Annotated in this window: 20 protein-coding genes; 11 read left to right on the plus strand and 9 right to left on the minus strand. The window is 69.5% G+C overall.

Going from position 1 to position 22,860, the window contains the following annotated elements; all coding sequences use genetic code 11:
• Positions 1-6: 6 nt before the first annotated feature.
• Entirely contained in the window at positions 7-636 is a 630-nt protein-coding gene (gene purN, locus ACPP3B_RS02870; protein WP_424859649.1) for a phosphoribosylglycinamide formyltransferase, read from the minus strand.
• A gap of 177 nt (positions 637-813) precedes the next feature.
• On the opposite strand from purN, the gene ACPP3B_RS02875 reads away from it, so the two are divergent.
• From ACPP3B_RS02875 to ACPP3B_RS02890, 4 genes are all read left to right on the plus strand, one after another.
• Positions 814-1,986 carry an acyl-CoA dehydrogenase family protein gene (locus ACPP3B_RS02875; protein WP_424859650.1) on the plus strand — a complete coding sequence of 391 codons (1,173 nt, stop codon included), beginning with the start codon at positions 814-816 and terminating at the stop codon, positions 1,984-1,986.
• 25 nt (positions 1,987-2,011) lie between these two features.
• Complete coding sequence (locus ACPP3B_RS02880) at positions 2,012-3,124, plus strand: acyl-CoA dehydrogenase family protein (RefSeq protein WP_424859651.1); 1,113 nt, start codon at positions 2,012-2,014, stop codon at positions 3,122-3,124.
• Positions 3,125-3,359: 235 nt separating this feature from the next.
• Positions 3,360-5,018: a GMC oxidoreductase gene (locus ACPP3B_RS02885; protein WP_424859652.1), complete on the plus strand. Its 1,659-nt coding sequence runs from the start codon at positions 3,360-3,362 to the stop codon at positions 5,016-5,018.
• A 66-nt stretch (positions 5,019-5,084) separates the two neighbouring features.
• On the plus strand, positions 5,085-6,551 hold the full coding sequence (locus ACPP3B_RS02890) for an aldehyde dehydrogenase family protein (protein WP_424859653.1): 1,467 nt from the start codon (positions 5,085-5,087) through the stop codon (positions 6,549-6,551).
• Between the two features lie 9 nt (positions 6,552-6,560).
• Here the strand turns inward: ACPP3B_RS02890 and ACPP3B_RS02895 are convergent, their stop codons facing one another.
• Both ACPP3B_RS02895 and ACPP3B_RS02900 read right to left on the minus strand, forming a co-directional pair.
• Entirely contained in the window at positions 6,561-8,705 is a 2,145-nt protein-coding gene (locus ACPP3B_RS02895; protein ID WP_424859654.1) for a hypothetical protein, read from the minus strand.
• A gap of 99 nt (positions 8,706-8,804) precedes the next feature.
• Positions 8,805-9,362 carry an HNH endonuclease gene (locus ACPP3B_RS02900; RefSeq protein WP_144328744.1) on the minus strand — a complete coding sequence of 186 codons (558 nt, stop codon included), beginning with the start codon at positions 9,360-9,362 and terminating at the stop codon, positions 8,805-8,807.
• A gap of 77 nt (positions 9,363-9,439) precedes the next feature.
• Between ACPP3B_RS02900 and ACPP3B_RS02905 the strand changes: the two genes are divergently transcribed.
• The 4 genes from ACPP3B_RS02905 to ACPP3B_RS02920 all read left to right on the plus strand — a co-directional run bounded on the left by ACPP3B_RS02905 (position 9,440) and on the right by ACPP3B_RS02920 (position 14,381).
• Positions 9,440-10,504, plus strand: coding sequence for a bifunctional riboflavin kinase/FAD synthetase (locus ACPP3B_RS02905; RefSeq protein WP_424859655.1), 1,065 nt, complete (start codon positions 9,440-9,442; stop codon positions 10,502-10,504).
• Positions 10,501-13,401: an isoleucine--tRNA ligase gene (gene ileS, locus ACPP3B_RS02910; RefSeq protein ID WP_424859656.1), complete on the plus strand. Its 2,901-nt coding sequence runs from the start codon at positions 10,501-10,503 to the stop codon at positions 13,399-13,401. The genes ACPP3B_RS02905 and ileS overlap by 4 nt, the downstream gene beginning before the upstream one ends.
• A gap of 9 nt (positions 13,402-13,410) precedes the next feature.
• The gene (gene lspA, locus ACPP3B_RS02915; RefSeq protein WP_424859657.1) at positions 13,411-13,920 is read left to right on the plus strand and encodes a signal peptidase II; all 510 of its coding nucleotides are present in this window, start codon (positions 13,411-13,413) and stop codon (positions 13,918-13,920) included.
• Positions 13,921-13,985: 65 nt separating this feature from the next.
• Positions 13,986-14,381, plus strand: a complete 396-nt coding sequence (locus tag ACPP3B_RS02920; RefSeq protein ID WP_299021631.1) for a hypothetical protein — start codon at positions 13,986-13,988, stop codon at positions 14,379-14,381.
• Between the two features lie 16 nt (positions 14,382-14,397).
• Here the strand turns inward: ACPP3B_RS02920 and ACPP3B_RS02925 are convergent, their stop codons facing one another.
• The gene (locus ACPP3B_RS02925) at positions 14,398-15,387 is read right to left on the minus strand and encodes a quinone oxidoreductase family protein (RefSeq protein ID WP_424859658.1); all 990 of its coding nucleotides are present in this window, start codon (positions 15,385-15,387) and stop codon (positions 14,398-14,400) included.
• A gap of 159 nt (positions 15,388-15,546) precedes the next feature.
• Between ACPP3B_RS02925 and ACPP3B_RS02930 the strand changes: the two genes are divergently transcribed.
• Positions 15,547-16,485: a DMT family transporter gene (locus tag ACPP3B_RS02930; RefSeq protein ID WP_424859659.1), complete on the plus strand. Its 939-nt coding sequence runs from the start codon at positions 15,547-15,549 to the stop codon at positions 16,483-16,485.
• 17 nt (positions 16,486-16,502) lie between these two features.
• Here ACPP3B_RS02930 and ACPP3B_RS02935 read toward each other — a convergent pair whose 3' ends face one another.
• Positions 16,503-17,309, minus strand: coding sequence for an SDR family oxidoreductase (locus ACPP3B_RS02935; RefSeq protein ID WP_424859660.1), 807 nt, complete (start codon positions 17,307-17,309; stop codon positions 16,503-16,505).
• Between the two features lie 115 nt (positions 17,310-17,424).
• Here ACPP3B_RS02935 and ACPP3B_RS02940 point away from each other — a divergent pair, with 115 nt between their 5' ends.
• The gene (locus ACPP3B_RS02940) at positions 17,425-18,741 is read left to right on the plus strand and encodes a diguanylate cyclase (protein WP_424859661.1); all 1,317 of its coding nucleotides are present in this window, start codon (positions 17,425-17,427) and stop codon (positions 18,739-18,741) included.
• On the opposite strand, the gene ACPP3B_RS02945 is transcribed toward ACPP3B_RS02940, so the two are convergent.
• The 3 genes from ACPP3B_RS02945 to ACPP3B_RS02955 are packed head-to-tail and all read right to left on the minus strand — an operon-like array spanning position 18,738 to position 20,909.
• Entirely contained in the window at positions 18,738-19,514 is a 777-nt protein-coding gene (locus ACPP3B_RS02945) for a spermidine synthase (RefSeq protein ID WP_424859662.1), read from the minus strand. The two genes, ACPP3B_RS02940 and ACPP3B_RS02945, sit on opposite strands and share 4 nt — an antisense overlap.
• Before the next feature lies 1 nt (position 19,515).
• Positions 19,516-20,052: a DNA-deoxyinosine glycosylase gene (locus ACPP3B_RS02950; protein ID WP_299018910.1), complete on the minus strand. Its 537-nt coding sequence runs from the start codon at positions 20,050-20,052 to the stop codon at positions 19,516-19,518.
• The gene (locus ACPP3B_RS02955) at positions 20,049-20,909 is read right to left on the minus strand and encodes a TatD family hydrolase (RefSeq protein WP_299018912.1); all 861 of its coding nucleotides are present in this window, start codon (positions 20,907-20,909) and stop codon (positions 20,049-20,051) included. The genes ACPP3B_RS02950 and ACPP3B_RS02955 overlap by 4 nt, the downstream gene beginning before the upstream one ends.
• 70 nt (positions 20,910-20,979) lie before the next feature.
• Here ACPP3B_RS02955 and ACPP3B_RS02960 point away from each other — a divergent pair, with 70 nt between their 5' ends.
• Positions 20,980-21,969, plus strand: coding sequence for a Bug family tripartite tricarboxylate transporter substrate binding protein (locus ACPP3B_RS02960; RefSeq protein ID WP_424859663.1), 990 nt, complete (start codon positions 20,980-20,982; stop codon positions 21,967-21,969).
• Between the two features lie 27 nt (positions 21,970-21,996).
• On the opposite strand, the gene ACPP3B_RS02965 is transcribed toward ACPP3B_RS02960, so the two are convergent.
• Positions 21,997-22,737 (minus strand): 2OG-Fe dioxygenase family protein, encoded by a 741-nt coding sequence (locus ACPP3B_RS02965; RefSeq protein WP_299018916.1) that lies wholly within the window; start codon positions 22,735-22,737, stop codon positions 21,997-21,999.
• Between the last annotated feature and the right edge of the window lie 123 nt (positions 22,738-22,860).

Consider the following 22,860-nt stretch of genomic DNA (forward strand, 5'->3'; position numbering starts at 1 on the left):
GTGCGTTCAGGCGCCAGCACCGCGCAACCAACGCTCGATGGCGCGCGGATAGATCAGGTGTTCTTGCGTGAGCACACGTGCGGCCAAGGTCTCGGCAGTGTCGCCGGGCAGGATCGGCACCACCGCCTGCTCCAGGATCGGGCCGTGGTCCAGCTCGGCCGTCACCAGATGCACGGTGGCGCCGGCAAAGCGACAACCGGCCTCGATGGCGCGGCGGTGGGTATGCAAGCCGGGGAAGGCCGGCAGCAGCGACGGGTGGATATTGACGATGCGCCCCGCATAGCGCTGCACGAAATCCGGCGTGAGGATGCGCATGAAGCCGGCCAGAACGACCAGCGCGTTGCCCAGCGGGTCGAAGCGATCGAGGGTGCGCGCCAGCTCGGCGTCGAACGCCTCCCGGCTGGGGTAGGCCTTGTGGTCCACCACCGCGGTCGGCAGGCCCTCCCCTTCCGCCCAGGCCAGCCCTTTGGCGTCGGGCCGGTTGCTGATGACGGCGGCGACGAACGCCCCATGGCGCTCGCGCCAGCGCTGCGCCTGCGCCGCGCGCACGATGGCCTGCATATTCGAGCCCGTGCCGGAGATCAAGATGAGCAGCGGCCGCGGCGGCCGCGCTTCGTGCTGTGTGCTCACACCCATGCCGACAGTGTAACGGCGCGCGCAGCCCGAGCCACCCCAGCGCTGCGCCCGGCAGGCGGTAGAAGTGGCCTGCGCGGGCGGCGCCGGGCGCGGCCCGCGCGCTGTCACCCGTCCGACAGGTACGGTGCGGCGTTTGCGGCATAAAGTCGGTCATCACACGGCAGAGGAGACAACGCGATGGAGCTGGCGTTCACGCCCGAAGAGCGGGCGTTTCGCAACGAGGTACGGGCCTGGATCGACGCCCATCTCGACCCGGCCCTGGCCGCCAAGGTGCTCGCTGGCTTGCGTCTGAGCAAAGACGAGATCCAGGGCTGGGCACGCACCCTGGGCCGGCAAGGCTGGCTGGCGTACCGCTGGCCGCGCGCCTTCGGCGGCCCGGGCTGGTCGCCGGTGCAACAGCACCTGTTCGATGAGGCCCTGGCCGAAGCGGGTGCACCGCCCATATTGCCCTTCGGCCCGGTGATGGTGGCGCCGGTCATCATGGCCTTTGGCACGCCCGAGCAGCAGCAGCGCTTTCTACCCGGCATCGCCAGCGGCGACGTCTGGTGGTGCCAGGGCTACAGCGAGCCGGGCTCAGGCTCCGACCTGGCCAGCCTGCGCACACGCGCCGAGCGCGTGGGTGACCACTACGTCGTCAATGGCCAGAAAACCTGGACCACGCTGGCCCAGCACGCCGACTGGATTTTCTGCCTGGTGCGCACACGCGCCGAAGGCAAGCCGCAAAGCGGCATCAGCTTTTTGCTGATCGACATGAAGTCACCGGGCGTGACCGTGCGCCCCATCCGGCTGCTGGATGGTGAGTACGAAGTCAATGAGGTGTGGTTCGACAACGTGCGCGTGCCGGTGGACAACCGCATCGGCGAAGAAAACCAGGGCTGGACGATCGCCAAATATCTGCTGTCGCACGAGCGCGCCAACATCGCCGACATCAACCGCAGCAAGCGCGAGCTCAAGCGCCTGAAGCGCCTGGCGCAAGCCGAAGGGGTCTGGGACGACGCCCGTCTGCGCGACCACATCGCGCAGCTGGAGGTGGATATCGTGGCGCTGGAAATGCTGGTGCTGCGGGTGCTGGCCGCCGAGCGCAGCGGCAAGCCCGCGCTGGACATCGCCGCGCTGCTCAAAATCCGCGGCAGCGAAATCCAGCAGCGCCTGACCGAGCTGATGCTGCTCGTAGCCGGGCCGATGGCGCTACCCTACTTGGAGCCGGCGTTGAGCGGCCTGCCGGTGGACGCGGCGGATGCGTCGCTTGCCCCGCTGGCGCCGCGCTACTTCAACATGCGCAAGACCACCATCTACGGCGGCAGCAACGAGGTACAGCGCAACATCGTCGCCCAAACCCTGCTGGGCTGACCCCCACGACACCGGAGCACGCACCATGGATTTCGACTTCACCGACGAGCAGCTGCAGCTGCGCGATGCGGTGGCGCGCTGGGCCGAGCGCGCCTACACCTTCGAGCGACGCCGCGCCCACATCGCAGCCGGTGGCTTTGACTCGGGCGTTTGGCAGGCTTTGACCGAACTCGGCTTGACCGGACTGACCGTCCCCGAGGCGCACGGCGGCATGGGCCAGGGCCCGGTGGAGGCCCTGGTGGTCATGGAGACGCTGGGCAGCGCGCTGCTGCTGGAGCCGCTGGCTGCCGCCTGGGTGGCGGCGGCCATGCTGCAGCACGGCGGAGGTTCGGCACTGCAGGCGGTGTGGCTGCCGCGGCTGGCGGCGGGCGAACTGGTGGTGCCGGCGTTGCTGGAGCGGCGCAGCCGTCACGACCTGGGGCGTGTGGCCTGCCAAGCCAGTGCCGACGGCGACCATTGGCGCTTGAGCGGCCGCAAACACGTGGTGCCCGCCGGTGATCAGGCCGCCGCTTGGATCGTCTCGGCGCGCGCGCCCGACGGGTTGGCGCTGTTTTGGGTGGAGCGCAGCGCTGCCGGGGTGCATCTATCGCCCTATCCCTTGCAAGACGGCAGCCGAGCCGCCGACTTGGTGCTGGAAGCCACACCGGCGCAGCGCTTGCCGGGCGATGGTGCTGCCACCCTGCAGTGGGGCGCCGATGTCGGCGCTGCCTTGGCCTGCGCACAGGCGGTGGGGGTCATGGAGCGGGCGCTGGCCCTGACCGTCGACTATCTGAAGACGCGCCACCAGTTTGGTGTGCCCATCGGCAGCTTCCAGGCACTGCGGCACCGTGCTGCCGACATGAAGATGGCGCTGGAGCTGGCGCGCGGTATGGCCGTCTATGCGCTGCTCAAACTCACCGCACCCGAGGCCGAGCGCCGCCAGGCCGTGGCACGCGCCAAGGTGCAGGTGGGCCAGTCGGCCCGTTTCATCGGCCAGCAGGCGGTGCAATTGCACGGCGGCATCGGCGTCACCGACGAATACGCCATCGGTCACTGCTTCAAGACGCTGACGCAGCTGGAGCTCAGCTGGGGCGATACCTCACATCATCTGGGCATCGTTGCCGCCGGCATGACCGAAGAGGCTACCGTTGGCGCCTGAATCGCGGCCAGCGGCAGAGCTCCGGCGGTGGCCGGGACGGGGCCAGGGGACGCCGGGCAGCGCCAGCGCCCAGGCGCTGGATCGATAGGGGCCAGTGGCGCGGCCTCACACGGCGCGCAGACGGTCGAAGCAACACGGATGTGGATCGCGGGTGTCGGCGCCGCGACATCTGAGCCATCGGTCTGCGGGTTTTCCCGCTGGCAGCACGCAGCGGGCTCGCCCGACGATGCGTGGCATGCACGCACATGAGGTCGATTACGCGATCATCGGCTCGGGCTTCGGCGGCGCGGTGGCGGCTTTGCGTCTGGCCGAAAAAGGCTACCGTGTCGTGGTGCTGGAACAAGGGCGGCATTGGCGGCCCGAGAACTTTCCCGCCACCAACTGGCATTGGCGCCGCTGGCTGTGGCACCCGGCGCTGGGCTGCCAGGGATTTTTCAGCCTGCGCCTTTTCCGCCACGTGGTGGTGCTGCACGGCAATGCGGTAGGCGGCGGGTCGATCACCTACGCCAACACGCTGCTGGTGCCACCGGCCGAGGTATGGACCCAAGGCAGCTGGGCCGCGCTGGATGACTGGGCCCGCGTGATGCCAGGCCACTACGCCACCGCCCAGCGCATGCTGGGCGTGACCCGCAACCGGCGCGCCGCCGCCGCCGACGAGCGCCTGCGTGCCATGGCCGAGGCCTGCGACGTGGCCGACAGCTGGCAATTGACCGACGTTGGTGTCTTTTTCGGCGATGATGCCGACGACACCGGTGGTCGCCTCTACCCCGACCCCTACTTTGGGGGCGAGGGCCCGGCCCGCACCTCGTGCACCGGCTGCGGCGCTTGCATGGTGGGCTGCCGCGTCGGCGCCAAAAATACGCTGGACCGCAACTACCTGTACCTGGCGCAACGGCGCGGTGCCGAGCTGCGAGCGCAAACCCGTGTGACGCGCATCGTGCCCCTGCCCGCCCCCGACGGAAGCGCCGCCCCCGGGGGGCAGTATGGCTATGCCGTGCACACGGTCGGCAGTGACGGCGGCACCCGGCAGCGCGCGATCGTGCGGGCACGCGCCGTGGTGTGCGCCGCGGGCTCGCTGGGCACCCAGGCGCTGCTGATGGAGGCGCGCCGCCGTGGTGATCTCCCGTTTCTCTCACCGGCCTTGGGACGCCACGTGCGCACCAACGCCGAGTCGCTGATCGGCATACGTTGGCCGGGCTGTGCCGAAGACCTCTCGCGCGGTGTGGCCATCGGCTCCAAGATCCGGCTCGACGCCTACACGACCGTGGAGGCCACACGCTACCCTGCGGGTTCAGACGCCATGGCGCTGTTGTCCACCGTGATGGGGCGCGACAACACCCGTTTGGGTTGGCTGGCGACGCTGGTGCAGCAGCTTGTGCGCCACCCACAGGCCACGGCGCGGCTGCTGTGGCCCGGCCGCTGGGCCCGCGAATCGATGATTTTGCTGTGCATGCAGACCCTGGACGGCACCTTGACCCTGCGTTGGGAGCGCCCCTGGTGGTGGCCCTTTGTCCCCCGGCTGCGCAGCCATGGCGCGCCGCTGCCCCACACCATCGCGGTGGCGCAGGCCTTTGCGCGGCGCGCCGCTGCCGCCACCGGCGGGGTGCCGATGGCGTCTCTGCCCGAAGTGTTGTTTCACATCCCCATGACCGCGCATTGCCTGGGTGGCGCCGTGATGGCGGCCCACCCCGACGCCGGCGTGTGTGACGCGCAGCAGCGTGTCTTTGGTCAGCACAACCTGTACATCATGGACGGCTCGGTGATCGCGGCCAACCTGGGAGTCAACCCCAGCCTGACCATCGCCGCGTTGGCTGAGCGCGCCTGCAGCTTGATTCCCCCGGCCCATACGGCGCACGCGGCCAACGCCCACGCCGCCGCCGAATCTGCGGTGTAATTGGTCCCATGGCGCCGCCGCCGCGAAGGCGACCGCATCGCTCACCCCCCACGCGTACCGTCCACGATGAATGCCTGGCGACACGATTTCAGCCACTTGCCCCCTGGCGATCTGCCTGCGGCCTTGCAAGCCCAGTGCGAGCGCATGCGCGCGGCCTGGCGTGTCTCGGCTGCGGCCAGCGCCGATGCGCGGCGCGAGCGCTTGACGCGGCTGCTGGAAGCGGTGCTGGACCATGAAACCGAATGGGTACGCGCCATCGATGCCGACTTTGGCGGGCGCAGCGGCACCGAGACGCGCTTGCTGGAGCTCGCACCACTGGCCGATGAAATTCGCCACCTGCGGCGCCACGTGGCGCGCTGGATGCGCCCACGCCCGGTGCGCGTCAACTCCCTGTTTTGGCCCGCGCGGGCACGCATCGTGCCGCAGCCGTTGGGAGTGGTGGGCATCATCGGCGCCTGGAACTACCCCGTGCAGCTGACGCTGTCGCCGCTGGCCAACGCCTTGGCCGCTGGCAACCACGTTCTGCTCAAACCCTCGGAGTTGGCGCCACAGACGGCAGCCCTGTTGCGACGGGTGCTGGCCGACACCTTCGCCCCCGACGTGGTGTGCGTGGTCATCGGCGGTGCCGACGTGGCGGCAGCGCTGGCCGCTGCCCCGTTGGACCACTTGCTGTTCACCGGCTCGACCCGGGTCGGTCGCTGGGTGATGCAGGCCGCTGCCGAGCGCCTGACCCCGGTGACGCTGGAGCTGGGCGGCAAGTCGCCGGCCGTCGTGGCCGACGACGCCGACCTCGACGAAGCCGCCGATCGCATCGCCAGCGCCAAGGGCTGGAATGCGGGGCAGACCTGCATCGCCCCGGACTATTGCCTGGTGCCGCGCGCGCGGCGTGACGCCTTCGTTGCGGCGCTGCGTGCGAGTGTGCGGCGGCGCTGGCCACGCGGCCTGGCCGATGCGGACTACACGTCCCTGCTGTCCAGTGCCGCCTGGCAGCGCATGCAGCGCCTGGCGCAGGAAGCAGCGGCCGCTGGCGCCACCCTGGTGCCGCTGATGGCAGACGAGTCACCGTATGGCGACGCCAATGCGCACCGTATGGGCCCGATCGCGGTGTTGGAGCCACCGCCGCAGTGCGCCCTGATGCGCGAGGAAATCTTCGGTCCGCTGCTGCCGGTGCTGGGCTACGACGGCGATATCGAAGCCGCCATCGCACACGTCAACGCCGGCCCACGGCCGCTGGCGCTGTATCTCTTCAGCCAGCGCCAAACCACCATCGAGCGGGTGCTGCAGGCCACCACCAGCGGCGGCGTGACGGTCAACGACTGCATGCTGCACCAGCCGCAGCATGGGCTGCCGTTTGGCGGCGTCGGCCTCAGTGGCATCGGGGCCTACCACGGGCGTCATGGCTTCGAGCGTTTTTCGCACCTCAAGGGGGTCTACCTGCAACACCCCCTGGTAGGCGCGATTTTCGACCGCTGGGTGCGTCCGCCCTACGGGGCCTGGACACAGCGCTTACTGCGCTGGATGCTGCGGCGCTGAGCCTGCCGCTCACGACCCGGCCAGGCTCGCCCACCCACCCAGTCGCCACCCCAGCGCTGCCAGCGCCAACACCGCCACCGCAATGATCCAGCCCCAGGGTAGCCCACGGCTGGCATCGGGGTCGGCAGCGCTGCGCTCGGCACCCTCTGGCAAAGCAGCCAGCGCCGTCAGGCGCCGCCCGAAAACCGGGCCAATGCGGGCACGGGTATTGACGGCCCAGCCATTGGCATCGAGCAAGGGGCCGATGTTGCGCGCGCGCAGCTTGAACCAGGCCAACAGCACCGACGGCCCCGAAATCAACAGCATGACGCCGACGACGACCAGCGGCATTTGCCACCAGGCCAGCTGCACGAAGCCGGTGACGACCGCCACCAGGGCCGAGCCCAGGGCGCCCAAGGCCAGCCCGATCGCGGCAAAAATGCCGGCAAAGCGCGCGATGTCGAACGTCGCCGAGCCCTCTTTGCGCGCTGCGCCGGCCGCGGCCTCGGCCTGGCCTTCGACCTGCTGCGCCGCGCCGGTCTGTACCTGCTGCTCGCGCGCTGCGGCCCACTTGCGCACCTGCTCGCCCACCAGCCGCGCCACCCGTTTGTACGGCGCCCAGAAGGCCTGCCGCAGGCTGATCGGGTTTTCCACCACCTTGACGACGCGCGCGTGCCAATCGCGGCCCTGTCGGTCGATGAATACGCCATTGCGCCCCGGCACCATGAAGTCCGGTGCATCGCCGGCCGTCAGCGCCGCGACGATGGTCTGAGGCGCTTGGTCAGCGCGCTCGCAGTGGCAGTACACCAAATACAGTCCGCTGTAGCCCGCCAGCTGGGCATGCGCGGCCGCATCGGCCACCGGTAGACACAACAGGCACTCGCGCCGGTCAATATAGAGCCGACCGCACTGGAACAGGCCGTCTGCGGCACCGTAAAAATCCGAAAAGTTGACGAAATTGCGCAACAGCCGGACCAGATCACGGCGCAACGCCAGCAATTTGACGAGATCGTCGAGCCGCTGCGCCAAGGTGGCTGCACTGCGGTCGTGCTCGATGAGCGCGCCCAAACGCTCGCCCACGCGCTGCGCCTCCCACGCCTGCAGCAGCGCTTCGTCCCAATCGGCCACCGGCGTATCCGGACGCTGCGCGCGCCATGCCTCCCAGTCCGCCAGGCGCGCCCGCAGCGCCTGCCAATCGGCCCAGCTCAGATGATCGCGCGCACCCAGCAGCGGCAGCACCGCGTCGGCGTACAGGCGCGCCATCGCCGCTTGCCATGCGGGGTTGAGTCCCCGAGTGAGCGGCAACACCGCCTCGGCATCGACGTGCGCCAAGGGCAACGCCACCAGCTCGGCCTGCCCTGCGGCCAAGGTGGTGGCCGCCAGCGCTTGTATCGGCTCCAGCGGCACATCCAGGGCGATGGCCGCGCGCGCGTCGAACGCCGCCAACTGGCAGCGCACGAAATGATCGTCCACCTTGGCCGCCACCGCTTGCAGCGCCGCCAGCGCGGCATCCAGCACCGCCGCCACCCCCTCGGGCTGGGCGGCGCGCCACGCGCGCACCGCCCGCACGGCCTCGGCGCAGCGCAGCAGCGCATCGGCATCGATTCCCTGCTGCCCACTGCGGTCGGGCATCCACCCCACCGCAGCGCCAACGCGCTCGAGCCATGGCACCGTGTCGGGGTCGATGGCCTGGGCCAAGGCGGCCGACACGACACCGTCGCCATTGGGCTGGTCGGGCGGGAAAAGACGCACCGGCTCGGCCACATCGGCTGGCGCAAGAACGGTGGGTGGCCGCCCCAGGCGCTGCAGCAACGCGCCGGCTGCCGTGCGCAACGCCTGCCCTTCGCCATCGGTGGCCAGCGCGTCCAGAGGCAGCGCATCGCCGGGTTGCCACAGCAGCCCGGGGTCATGCAGGCGCTCGCACACCCATTGCACGGCGGCCACGACCTCGGGCCGGCGCAGACGCCCATCACCATCGTGGTCCAGCAGCGCCAGCGTCTGCGGCGCCATGTCCAACCCTTTGACGGGGCATGCGAGCGCCGCCCACAGCTTGGCATCGAGCGTCGGCAGCGCGCGCAGGTCATCGGCGCCGTCGATACGCGGCTGATCAACCCCGCCCGCGCGAAAAAACCGCCATCGATGGGCGATCGGGGGGCGTGGGGGCATGGCACTCATCGACGTCTCCTCGGCAGCCCGGTTGTCAACACCGTGCCGAGCCGGGGTGTGCCCGATCGGCGACGACCATGGCCACAGTGTAGGGCATGGCGCCGGTCATCAAGCGCACAGCCGCGAATGGCGCGGCAGGTGCGCCATCAAAAATTCCATCTGATCGGCCAGGATACGGCGATTGCGCAGGATGAAGTCTTCCCACAGACTGGGCACGTAGGGGGCATACAGGAGCGCCATGCGCGCCTGCTCGGGCGTGCGGTTGCCTTTGCGGTGGTTGCAGGCCCGGCAGGCCGTCACCACGTTCATCCAGTGATCGCGCCCGCCCTGCGCCAGCGGCACGATGTGCTCGCGCGTCAGCAGCGCCTCGTCGAAGCAGTCGCCGCAGTAGGCGCACAGGTGGCGGTCGCGGGCAAACAGCTTGGCGTTGGTCAGGCTGGGCACCACGTCGAACGGATTGACCGGCATATGCCCGCGGGTGCCGATGATCGAATGCACCTCCACCATCGATAGCCGTCCGGTGCGGGCATTGACGCCGCCACGAAACGTGGCAATGTGCGCCCCGGCCACCCAGCGCACGTCGCCGGCGGCATAGTGCAACACGGCCTCCTCCAGCGTGAGCCACGCCTGCGGCAGGCCTTGCGCGGTGAGTTTGAGCACTCTCATGGCTGTGTCATAGTAGCGCGCTTTGGCGACACGCGCATGACACGCGCCCTTGCCCCCTGCGAGCGTTTTGGGTCCCGATGAAAATACTGTATGGTCTGCACAACCTACGCCGCCGCCCGCGCGGCGCGCGTGCGCTGACGATCGGCAATTTCGACGGCGTGCACCGCGGCCACCAGGCCATGCTGGCGCTGCTCATCAACGAGGCGCGGCACCGCGGCGTGCCCGCCTGTGCGGTGACGTTCGAGCCGCACCCGCGCGATTTCTTTGCGGCGCGCCAGCGCCGCCCGGAGCTGGCCCCGGCGCGCATCGCCACGCTGCGCGACAAGCTGGCCGAACTGCGCCGCTGTGGCATCGACGAATGCGTCATCTTGCCGTTCGACGATGCGCTGGCTGCCCTGTCAGCCGAAGCCTTCATCGACCAGGTGCTGCTGCAGGCGCTGGGCGCCTGCTATGTGTTGGTGGGCGATGATTTTCGCTTCGGTGCACAGCGCCGCGGCGACTATGCGCTGCTCGACGCAGCGGGCGCGGCACGCGGCTTCGACGTCGCGCGCATGCTCAGCTACGAGGTGCACGGTGTGCGCGTCTCCAGCTCCGAGGTGCGCGCCGCGCTCGCCGCCGGCGACATGGCGCGCGCCGCCGCGCTGCTGGGACGCCCCTACGCCATCAGCGGGCATGTGGTGCACGGCCGCAAATTGGGGCGTGCGCTGGGGGCCTCGGCGCCCGAGCGCGGCGACGGCTTTCGCACGCTGAATCTGCGCTTCGACCACTGGAAGCCGGCCGCCAGCGGCATCTTCGTGGTGCAGGTGTACGGGCTCGATCCCACCCCGGGGGCGGCGCCGTTGCCGGGTGTGGCCAACCTGGGCGTGCGGCCCTCGCTGGATCCGAACGACGTCAACGGCGGGCGCGTGTTGCTGGAAACCCACTGCCTGGCGTGGCCCGAGCGTGTGCAAGCGGCGTTGGCGCGCGCGCCAACGCCCGGGGAAGCCTACGGTAGAATCATTCGCGTCGAGCTGCTGCACAAGCTGCACGACGAGCGCCGCTACGACAGCCTCGATGCGCTGACCGCCGGCATCGCCCACGATTGCGCCGATGCCCGCGCTTGGTTTGCCGCGCACGGCCCCACGCCCGCCCGCCCATCATGACCGAACGCCGCGCCGCCGACACTTTGCCCGATTACAGCCACACGCTCAACCTGCCCGACACGCCGTTTCCGATGCGTGGCAACCTGCCGCAGCGCGAGCCGGATTGGGTGCGCCAGTGGGAGGAACAGGGCATCTATCGGCGTCTGCGCGAGGCGCGCGCCGGCGCGCCCAAGTTCATCCTGCACGACGGACCACCCTACGCCAACGGCCGCATTCACATCGGGCACGCCGTCAACAAGATTCTCAAGGACATGATCGTCAAGGCGCGCCAGCTCGCCGGCTTCGACGCGCAGTACATCCCGGGCTGGGACTGTCACGGCCTGCCGATTGAAAACGCCATCGAGAAGCTGTACGGCCGGGGCTTGAGCCGCGATGAAATGCAGGCCAAGGCGCGGGCATTTGCCACCGAGCAGATCGCGCAGCAGATGGCCGACTTCAAGCGCCTGGGCGTGCTGGGCGATTGGGAGCGCCCCTACCGCACGATGGACTTCAAAAACGAGGCCGAGGAAATCCGCGCCTTCAAGCGCGTGATGGAGCGCGGCTTCGTGTACCGGGGCTTGAAGCCCGTGTATTGGTGTTTCGACTGCGGCTCGTCGCTGGCCGAGTTCGAGATCGAATACGCCGACAAACAAAGCCAGACGCTGGACGTGGCGTTTCGCTGCGCCCAGCCCGATGCGGTGCTGCAGGCGTTTGCCAGCGCCAGCCCGCTGCCGCACGCCGACCTGGCCGCGCTGGCCGGGCGCGACGTGTATGCCGTCATCTGGACCACCACCGCCTGGACCATTCCCGCCAACCAGGCGCTCAACGTCAACCCCGAGCTGCCGTATGCGCTGGTGGACACGCCGCGCGGCCTGCTGATCCTGGCCGAGGCCCTGGTCGAGTCGTGCCTGCAGCGCTACGGGCTGACAGGCCAGGTACTGGCCGTGGCGCCGGGCCGGGTGCTGGATCGCATCGCGTTCCACCACCCGCTGGCACACGTGCACCCGGGATACGACCGCCTGTCCCCCGTGTACCTGGCGGACTACGCCACCGCCGAGGACGGCACCGGGATCGTGCACTCGGCCCCGGCCTACGGCGTGGAAGACTTCCATTCCTGCGTCGCGCACGGCCTGGCGCTGGCCGACATCCTCAACCCCGTGCAGGGCAACGGGGTGTACGCCGGCGACCTGCCACTCTTTGGCGGCCAGTCGATTTGGAACGCCACCCCGCTCATCATCGACACGCTGCGCCAAGCCGAGCGGCTGCTCGCCACCCAGACCATCACGCACAGCTACCCGCACTGCTGGCGCCACAAAACACCGGTCATCTACCGCGCGGCGGCGCAGTGGTTCGTGCGCATGGACGCCCCGACCGAGGCCACGCGCGGCATCTTCGCCACCGACCCGGCGCCGCAATCGCTGCGCGAAATGGCGCTGCACGCCATCGAACACACCCAGTTCTACCCGGAAAGCGGGCGCGCCCGGCTGCGCGACATGATCGCGCATCGGCCCGACTGGTGCATCAGCCGCCAACGCAGCTGGGGCGTGCCGCTGCCCTTCTTGCTGCACGTGGACAGTGGCGAGCCGCATCCGCGCACACCCGAGATCATCGATCTGGCGGCCGAGGTGGTCGAGGCTGGCGGCATCGAGGCCTGGAGCAAGCTCACGGTGACCGACATCCTGCAGCGCATCGGCGACCCGACCGACCCAAGCCTCTATACCAAGAGCACCGACATCCTGGAAGTGTGGTTCGACTCCGGCACCACGCACACCACGGTGCTCAAGGGCAGCCACGCGGGCGCCGGGCACGACGAGGGGCCCGAGGCTGACCTGTACCTGGAGGGCCACGACCAGCACCGCGGCTGGTTCCACTCCTCGCTGCTGACCGCCTGCGCCATGTACGGCCGCGCGCCCTACCGCGGCTTGCTCACCCACGGCTTCACGGTGGACGGCCAGGGCCGCAAGATGAGCAAGTCGCTCGGCAACGTGGTGGCCCCGCAGGAGGTTAGCGACAAGCTCGGCGCCGAGATCATCCGCCTGTGGGTGGCCGCTACCGACTACGCGGGCGACCTGGGCATCGACGACAAAATCCTGGCGCGCGTGGTGGACGCCTACCGGCGCATGCGCAACACGCTGCGCTTTTTGCTCGCCAACATCAGCGACTTCGACCCGCAGGCCGACGCGGTTCCGACAGCGCAGTTGCTGGAGATCGACCGTTGGGCGCTCGCCCGCACCGCGCAGCTGCAAGCCGAGGTGCTGGCGCACTACCAACGCTACGAATTCCACCCGGTGGTGGCCAAGCTGCAGGTCTTTTGCTCGGAAGACCTCGGTGCGTTTTATCTGGACGTGCTCAAAGACCGGCTCTACACGACCGCGCCCAAGAGTCTGGCGCGCCGCAGCGCGCAAACCGCCCTGCACCAGATCACGCACGCACTGCTGCGCTGGATGGCGCCGTTCCTGTCCTTCACCGCCGAGGAAGCGTGGGCCCTGATCGGGCACACGCCCAGCATCTTCACCGAAACCTATTGGGCCCTGCCCAGCCCGGATGAAGCGCTGCTGGCCAAGTGGGGCCGCATCCTGGCCATCCGCGATGCGGTCAACAAAGCCATCGAGGACGAACGCGCCGCCGGCCGCATCGGCCCCTCGCTGCAGGCGGAAGTCACGCTGACGCTGCCGCCGGAAGACCACGCGCTGCTGGCCAGCCTGGGCGACGACGCCCGGTTCGTCTTCATCGTCTCGGCGCTGACGTTGCACGCGGGCGCCGCGCTGGCGGTGTCGGTCACGCCCTCCCCCCACCCCAAGTGCGCGCGCTGCTGGCACTGGCGCGCCGATGTCGGGCACGACCCCGCCCATCCCCACTTGTGCGGCCGCTGCACGAGCAACCTGTTCGGCGCGGGCGAGCCGCGCCACGCCGCCTGAGGGCACGCCATGGCCAAGGCATCGTCGCGCGGCATGCTCACCTGGCTCGGACTGGCATTTGCCATCGTCCTGCTCGATCAGTTCACCAAAACACTCATCGTCGGCTTCTACCGACTGGGCGAGGTCACCCCGGTGACGTCGTTTTTCAACATCGTGCGCGTGCACAACCCCGGGGCGGCGTTTTCTTTCCTGGCCAACGCCGGAGGCTGGCAACGCTGGCTCTTCACCGCCATCGGGCTGGCGGTGGCCGTCTTCATCGTCTGGACGCTGCGCAGCCACGCGCACCAGCGGCTGTTTGCCTTTTCGCTGGCGTGTCTGCTGGGCGGCGCGCTGGGCAATGTGATCGATCGCCTGCTGCGCGGCTACGTGGTGGACATGCTGGACTTTCACTTTCGCTGGCTTGCGCCCCTGTTCGCGGGGGGGCACTTTCCCTCCTTCAACGTCGCCGACGCCGCCATCACCGTGGGGGCGGTCGGCCTGATCGTCGACGAACTGTTGCGCGTGCGCCGCAGTCGTTGACGGCCACCTCCAGGCGCGACGGAGCCGATGGACCGCGATCCTTGACTGTCGGTTATAACGTCGGCATGAAACGTGTCTTCGTCTGGTTGGGGTTGATCGGGGCGCTGGCATGTGCGGGCGCCTCGGCGCAACCCGTCGCTTGCCACGTGGCGTACGCCGGCGCGGTCCGCACCGTTGTCGTTGCGCCCAGCGCGCACGCCGAACCGACCGATCCCCAACTCACCAGTTCGTCCATCGCCGTCGAAATCGTCAACCGCTTGCCCCCGGCCCCCGGTGCCGGCGTGACCGTGCGCACGCTGAGCGTGCGCGAGGGACAACCACAGCTGTTGCATCAGGCCAGCTATCTGCCCGGTGCCCCCGTCACCGGGCCGCACGGCTTTACCGGCCTGCAGGTGGTACGCGAGCCGGTGCGCGGCAACGAACTCACCTACTGGTGCGAACATCTGCCGCCGCGGCAGTGATGGGTGACGCGGCCCTTCAGGGCAGCAGGATGGTCGAGCCCGTCGTCTGGCGCGCCTCCAGCGCCCGGTGTGCCTCCTGCACCCGCTCCAGCGGATAGCGCTGCTCGACATGGATGCGCACCTGGCCCGACGCGACCACGGCGAACAGATCGTCGGCCATGGCCTGCGTGCGCTCGCGGCTCGTGATGTGGGTGAACAGCGTCTGCCGCGTCACGTACAGCGACCCCTTGGGACCCAGAATGCCCGGCGCGAATGGCGGCACCGGCCCACTGGCGTTGCCAAACGATACCATCAGCCCGAACGGGGCCAGACAGTCCAGCGAGCCGTCCCAAGTGTCTTTGCCGACCGAGTCGTACACCACCTTGACGCCCTTGCCGCCGGTGATGGCACGCACGCTTTCCACGAAGTTTTGGGTGCGGTAGTTGATGCAGTGCTCAGCGCCGTTGGCGATGGCCAGTGCGCATTTGTCGTCGGTGCCCGCGGTGCCGATCAGGCGCAGCCCCAGCACGCGCGCCCACTGGCAGGCGATCAGCCCGACGCCACCGGCCGCCGCGTGGAACAAGACGAAATCCCCCGGTTGTAGCCCCTCGACCGGGCGGCAGTGTTTGAGCAGGTATTGCGCGGTCAGGCCCTTGAGCATCATGGCCGCCCCCTCCTCGAACGAGATGGCATCGGGCAGCCGGCACACGTTCATCGCCGGCATCACACGCACGTCGCAGTAACTGCCCGGTGGCTGCGCGGCATACGCCACGCGGTCGCCCACAGCCAGGTGCGTCACGCCCTCGCCCACCGCCTCCACCACCCCCGCGCCCTCCATGCCCAAGCGGGCCGGCAGCGGCAGCGGGTAGAGCCCGGTGCGGTGATAGACGTCGATGAAGTTCAGGCCGATGGCGTGGTGGCGGATGCGTGCCTCCCCCGGACCGGGGTCTGCGACAGCCACATCGACGAGGCGCAGCGCCTCCGGGCCGCCGGGGGCGTCGATTTGCACGGCACGGCTGAGCGTCATGGGAACTCCTACCAATGAGTCGTGGACCACGCGCTGGCGCGCGAAACGCGGCGGACAGCGCCCAACCCGTGATGGTGCCACGATTGGCGGCCAACCTCGGGGCTCGGGGTGGCGCGCAGGCGACGTGGCGCTACCCGACGGCTCGGCTACAGTCGGAATATGACGCGCGCCACGCCTTCGCCCTTGAACGCCTCCACCATTGTGCTGCTGACCATCCCGCCCCTCATGTGGGCTGGCAACGCCGTGGTGGGCCGACTGGCGGCGGCGTGGATTCCACCCATCACTTTCAATCTGTTGCGCTGGGTCATCGCCTTTGCGCTGCTGCTGCCGCTGGCGGCATGGGTGCTACGGGCAGACAGCCCGCTGTGGCGGCAGTGGCGGCGCTTTGCCGTGCTCGGGCTGCTCGCCGTGGCAGGCTACAACATGCTGCAGTATTTGGCGCTGCACACTTCCACGCCGCTCAACGTCACGCTGGTGGCCTCCAGCATGCCAGTGTGGATGATGCTGGTGGGTCGGCTGTTTTTTGGGGCTGCCGTGCAGCCGCGGCAGTTGGCGGGCGCCGTGCTGTCACTGACTGGGGTGCTGGTGGTGCTGTCGCAAGGTCAGTGGGAGCGGCTGCTGCAACTGCACTTCGTGCCCGGCGACGCCTGGATGCTGGCCGCCGCCTTCACCTGGGCCTGCTACAGCTGGCTGCTCACGCGCCGCGACGAGGCGCCCGAAATCCGCCACGACTGGGCCGCCTTCTTGCTCGCCCAGACCACGATGGGGCTGGTCAGCGCAGCCGCGCTGACGGCTGGCGAATGGGTGTGGCTCGCGACCGCGGCGCCCACCGACATGCCCACCACCATTCACTGGAGCGGGGCACTGGCGGCGGTGCTGCTGTTCGTGGCCGTGGGGCCGTCGATCATCGCCTACCGCTGCTGGGGCGCCGGCGTGCAGCGCGCCGGCCCGACGGTGGCCGGCTTTTTCACCAACCTGACGCCCCTGTTCGCGGCCATCATGTCTGCGGCGTTTCTGGGCGAGCCCCCGCAGGCGTTTCACGCGGTGGCGTTCGCACTCATCGTCGCCGGCATCGTGGTGTCGTCGCGGCGAGGGTGACGGCGGCGCAGCGGCGCTCAAAACGTCCCCGGATAGGCACCGCCGTCGAGCAAGATATTCTGCCCCGTCAAATATCCGGCCTGCACACTGCAGAGGAAAGCGCAGAAAGCGCCAAATTCCTCGGGTGTGCCAAAGCGCCCGGCGGGGATGACCCTGAGCTGCTGGTGCTCGATGGCCGCCAGCGGCTGGCCGGTCTTGTCGGCCATGGCCTGCAGCGTGGCGCGCAACCGGTCGGTGGCGAACTTGCCCGGCAGCAGGTTGTTGAGGGTCACGCCCCGCGCCGCCAGCGCGCTGCGCGCCAGCCCGGCGACGAAGCCGGTCAAACCGCTGCGCGCGCCGTTGCTCAGGCCCAGGATGTCGATCGGCGCCTTGACGGCGCTGGAGGTGATGTTGACGATGCGGCCGAAACCGCGCGCGGCCATGCCGTCCACCGTCGATTTGATGAGCTCGATCGGGGCGAGCATGTTGGCGTCGATGGCGCGCAGCCAGGCGTCGCGGTCCCACTGGCGAAAATCACCCGGTGGCGGCCCGCCCGCGTTGGTCACCACGATGTCCACGTCCCGCCCTGGCCCGCCCGGGGCCGACAGCAGCGCCGCGCGCCCCTCCGGGGTGGTCACGTCGGCCACGACGGCCAGCACCCGGTTGGTGGCACCCGCGGGCAGCTCGGCACGCAGCCGCGCCGCGGCCGCCTGCAATGCCTCGGCCCCGCGCGCGGCCATGATCACGTGTACCCCTTCTAGCGCCAACGCCCGCGCGCACCCCCAGCCCAGCCCCCGGCTGGCCCCACACACGATGGCCCAACGGCCTGCGATGCCCAAGTCCATGACCGACCTCCTCGTTTGCCATTTCGGGTTGGTTATGATTTCAGCGTCGCGCCATCATAAAAACCGATCGACCTCAGGGGGCAGACATGCGCGACACGCCCGTTAGCCGACCACCATGACGACGCCCACCCCCACACTACAAACCCTGCTGGTCGACCCCAATGAGGCAGCATCCCTGGTGTTGGAGAAAAAGCTCCAGCAGTTCGGCCTGGGTGTGTTGCGTGCGGCCACCATGGCGGATACCCTGTCGCTTGCACGGCGCCAGCCGTTCGACCTGGTGCTGACCGCCGGTTTGCTGGCCGATGGCGACGGCGTCACCTTGACCCGCCAGTTGCGAACGGTGGTGCGCGAGTCCACGCCCATCGTGCTCGTCAGCGCCAGTCCCTCGCCGCTGCTGCTCGACGACGCGTTTCGGGCCGGGGTGACCGACGTGTTCACCCGCGACGATCTGGAGCACCTGGACAACTTCCTGCGCTACTTCCTGTCGTCGCTGACCGACACGGTGCAGGGCGCGCGGCTGCTGTTGGTCGAGGATTCGGCCGCGCAGCAGCGGCACCTGGCTGCGATCCTGCAGCACCGCGGGTATGTGGTCGATACGGCCAGCAGCGTGGATGAGGCGCGCGAATGCATCGCCGCGCACGAATACGAGCTGTACCTGATCGATCTGGTGCTCATGGGCGCACAAAGCGGCATCGGTCTGATCCGCCAGCTGCGGCGCAAGCCGGAGGATTTCGTGCAGCACCCGATCATCGTGCTGACGGGTTACCACGACACGGCGCGCAAGAACGAGCTGTATCGACTGGGCGTCAACGATTACGTCGTCAAACCGCCGGCGGACGTCGAGCTGCTGGCGCGGGTGTACAACCTGGTCTACATGCGGCGGCTGTACCAGCAGCTGCGCGACCGCGAACGCTTGCTGCAAGCGATGGCGCTGACCGACCCGGTGACCCAGATCGCCAACCGCCACACCTACGACCAACTCGGCCCAAGGCACCTGCAGCGCGCGCGGCGGGACGGCAAACCGATAGCGCTGCTGGTGGTGGACATCGACCATTTCAAGCGTGTCAACGACCGCTTTGGCCATGCGTTCGGGGATACGGTGTTGGCTGCCGTGGCGCAGGCGCTGGCCACCGGGGTGCGGGCGCACGACCTGGTGGCTCGCTACGGTGGCGAGGAGTTCGTCATCCTGCTGGCCGACTGCCCACAGGAAGTGGCGCTGCGCAAGGCCGACGCGCTGCGCGAACGGGTGGCGCGCGGCGTGCGCACGCCCGACGGGCCGGTCACCATCAGTGTCGGGGTGGCCGTCATCCCGCCCGACAGCCAGGAAACCCTGGAACAAGCCTTCACCCGTGCCGACGCCGCCCTGTACGAGGCCAAAGCGGCGGGGCGCGACACCGTCCGCCTGGCGCCTGCATCGCGCCAGCCCAGTTAGGGTTGATACGGCTGCAAGCTGCGCAACCAGTGGGGGGCGGGCAGACGCCAGCGGCTGCGGATGATCTCGGCTCGGGCCTGCAAGACTTCGCGCGCGGGGCGTTGCGGTGTGCGCTGGGCGAGCACGACGGTGTTACCCTCGCGCGTGGGCTTGAAAACCCATAGCGCTTCGGGCCCGAACGCCTGCGCCAAGGCGTCGAGAGAACGGGCCAAGCTGGCGCGCCGGCCAAACAGGTTGACCGTCAAGCACCCGTCCGGGGTGAGCAGGCCACGTGCGTCGGCGTAGAACGCCGCACTGTCCAGCACGGGCGCGCCGGCGTCGTGGTCGTACAGATCCACCGCCAGCGCATCCACCGTGCCCTGCCAGTCCGGATGGTGCACCCAGTGCGCCGCATCGCCCAGCACCACCCGCAACCCAGGGCCATCGGGCGGCAGGCGAAACCACGTCCGGCAAGCCGCCACCACTTGCGGGTTGAGCTCCACGGCCGTGGTATCCATGCCCAGGCGACGGTGGCAAAACTTGGTGAGGGCACCTGCCCCCAGCCCCAGCTGCAGCGCCCGACGCGCGGGGACGGTGTCGGACTCCACAAACAGCAGCCACGCCATCATGCGCTGCACGTACTCCAGCACCAGATCCGTCGGGCGGTCGATGCGCATGCTGCCTTGGATCCACGGTGTGCCCAGGTGCAGGTGGCGCACTCCACCTTCTTCGGACAGCGTGACCGGCGGCAAAGCAGCAGCCGGTTGGCGAGCCGGGGCAGCTCGGGGCGCCATGTCAAACTCCTTGCGAGGTTACCGCGATCCGCACCGGGACGCCATGGCGAGCCAGCACCGCGCCCCAGGCGGCGGTTTTGCGCGCCAGGCTCCAGGAGGCGTTGGCAGGGCTGGTGGAAGGCAGCCGCTCCACGGCCACCCCCAAAGCGCGGGTCAGATGGGCATGGCGCCAGCTTTCACCGCCGTTGTGGGCAATGGCGCGCAACGCCGGGCAGTGCTGGCGCAACGCCGCCAGGTCGTTGAGGCGCGGCGCGCGAATGGCGCTATCCAGGCTGCCTTCGCGCTCGCACTCGGCGTACACGTCCCACAACCCCAGGCCATGTTCCAGCAGCGCGGCCAGCCGGTCGGCATAGGGCCAATCGCGCAGCGGCAAGCCCCACAAGGCGCCCAGAATCGTCCAGAACTGGTTGTGCGGGTGGGCGTAGTACTGCTGAGCACGCAGCGACGCCGCGCCGGGGAAGCTCCCCAGCACCACCAGTCGGGTGCGGGGATCCAAGACGGGGGGCAGGCCCTGCAAACGGGTGCCGCCCGCGATCATGCCCAGCCCTCCCGCGCCAACCACGCCGCCAGGCGCGGCAGCGCCGCGCAGGCATTGGCGGTGGTGGCCTGGGCCAGCTCGCCGGACATCAGCCCGCGCAGCTGGGCCAAGACGGCGCCGATGCGCGGCAACTCGGCGGGGGTGTTGCGCCCCTGGGGCCGCCCCGCGGCCCGCTCGGCCGCCGGCACGTACAGCCACTGCGGTGGGATGTCGGGCGCGTCGGTCTCCAGCACCAGCGCATCCAGCGGCGCGGTGCTGGCCAACGCGCGCAGCCGCCGCGCGGTGTCGAACGTCACGGCCCCGCCCACCCCGATGCGCAGCCCCAGGGCCTGCATGGCCTGCGCCTGCGCCAGGCTGCCGTTGAACGCATGCGCGATGCCACCGCTCAAGCGCCGGCCCGCGCGGGCTTGCTCGCGCAGCCCGGCCAGCACGTCGTCCACCGCGCGGCGCACGTGCAGAATCACGGGCAAACCTGCCTGCTGCGCCAGCCGCAGCTGGGCGCGATAAAAATACCGCTGACGCGTCCGCATCTCGGGGGTGCACAGGGCAGGTTCGAAGTAGTCCAGTCCAATCTCGCCCACCGCCACCAGTTGCGGGTCGTCACGCCAGTCTCGCAGGGCTTGCGCGAGACGCTCCAGGTCATCGTCGCTGGCCTGCGGAACGTAAAGCGGGTGGATGCCCAGCGCATACACGTCGCCCCACGCGTGCGCCAGCGCGCGCACCGTGGCGAAATTGGCCACCTGTACCGCTGGCAGCACACAGCACGCCACGCCAGCCGCACGCGCCTGCGCCCGCACGGCCGGGGCATCCGGCCCGAACTCGGGGGCGTCTAGATGGCAGTGGGTGTCGATCCACATCGTACGCACGATTATCGACCAGCGGCGCCGCTCGGCGTTACCATCTCGGGTGTCGCTTGGAGGATCACCGATGACTGCGTCCCGATTCACACGCCGCCACCTGCTGGGCGCCGCCTTGGCCGGCGCCACCGTGGGGCTGGCAGCCCCCGCCGCGCCCGTTTGGGCCGACAGCCGCACGGTCAAACTGCTGGTGGGCTTTCCGCCCGGCGGCGGCACGGACGCCATCGCTCGCCTGCTGGCCGAGCCCCTGCGCGAGGCGCTGGGTGTGCCGGTGGTGGTGGAAAACCGCGCGGGTGCCGGCGGGCAGATCGCCGCCCAGGCCCTCAAGGCCGCGGCCCCCGATGGCAGCACGCTGTTTCTGACGCACGACCACACGATTTCCATCCTGCCGCAGGTGCTGCGCAACCCGGGGTTCGATCCGGCCAAAGATTTCGTCGCAGTGGCAGGCTTTGCCACGTTCGTCAACGCGCTGGCGGTCTCTGGCGCCACGCCCGCGCGCAGCTATCGGGACTTCATCGCCTGGGTGCGCCAGCAGGGTGGGCGCGCCAACGTGGGCATTCCGGCACCGGCGTCGGTGCCGCAGTTCCTGGTGCAGTCGCTGGCGCGGCGCGAGCAGCTCGACCTCGTGGCCGTGCCGTACCGCGGCAGCGCGCCGATGATGGCCGACATGCTGGGCAACCAGATTCCCGCAGGGGTGGGCTCGATCCCTGACTTCATCGAAAACCACAAAGCGGGCAAGCTGCATGTGGTCGCCGTGATGGGCCGCGCGCGCCAAGCGCTGTTGCCCGAGGTGCCCACGCTGGCCGAGCTGGGCATCACCGGCTTCGAGGAGGTGCCCTACTACGGCCTGTTCGCACCCGCCGGCACACCACGCGCGGCACTGGAGCCGATCAGCGCCGCCCTGGCCAAGGCGCTGGCCCAGCCCACGGTGCGCGATCGGCTGACCGCCATGGGGTTGGCGGTGGGATTCATGAGCGGCGAGCAACTCGCCCAGCGCGAGCGCGCCTACACCGAGGTATGGGCGCGCATCATTCGCGACAGCGGCTTTCAGCCCCAGTGACGGCGTACCGCCCGCGCGCTGCGCGCGTCAATCGCCCAAAAACCCACTTGCCCGGTAGGTCAACACCAGGGTATCGCGCCAGCCCACCTCGCCCTCGGTGACGGGCTGGATGGGCGTGGTCTCATGGATGACGCGCGCATCGTCGAGCAGCAGTACCGACCACGGCTCGGTGAGGGTGAAGCGCTGACCATTGGGGCCGTCGGCCTCGAAGACGCGGCTCTCGCCCCCCTTGATGCGCTCGCGCGCCACCAGAAAGACGGCCACCAGATCGACCCCATCGCGGTGCGCCCCTTCGGGCGTGGGACGACCAATGCCCCCCGTGGTGTCGATGCGAAACGGGTGCGCCTCGACGTACCAGGGCTGCGCCCCGCGCAGTCGCGAGGCGACCTCTCCCGTGCGCTGCAACAGACGCGTCCACGCGGGCTGCGCCGTCAGCACATCGGTCAGCGGCGCAAACCAGCGGTACATCCCCCCGTGCAGGGCGTTGTATTCCACAGGCTGGTAGTGCGCGCGCTCGGGCATTCGCTGTACGCGCTCGCCATCCACCACATAGCAGCCGTGCCGACGGCGCCGATAGCGCCCCCCGTCTTTCAAGTAGCGGTCGGGGGGCAAGTCGTCCCAAGCCGGCTGTAGCGCCGCCAGCGCGGCCGCCTCCAGCCCCAGCCACGCCCGCACGGCCGCCGCATCCAGCACTGCATAGCCTTGGCGGGCCAGCGTGGTATCGAGCGCATCGGCAGCAACGGCGGGGGGCGGGAATTGAACGGTCATGGTGGCGCAAGTGTAGCCGCCCACACCGCCGACATGCGGGTAAACGCTATGGACGCCGCAGCCGCGCTGGCCTATCGTTTCCGGTTGACAAAAATCAACTGTTGGTTTGCTTGGAGGGACCCG

It is taken from the genome of Tepidimonas sp. HKU77, assembly GCF_049728535.1.
Taxonomy (GTDB): domain Bacteria; phylum Pseudomonadota; class Gammaproteobacteria; order Burkholderiales; family Burkholderiaceae_C; genus Tepidimonas.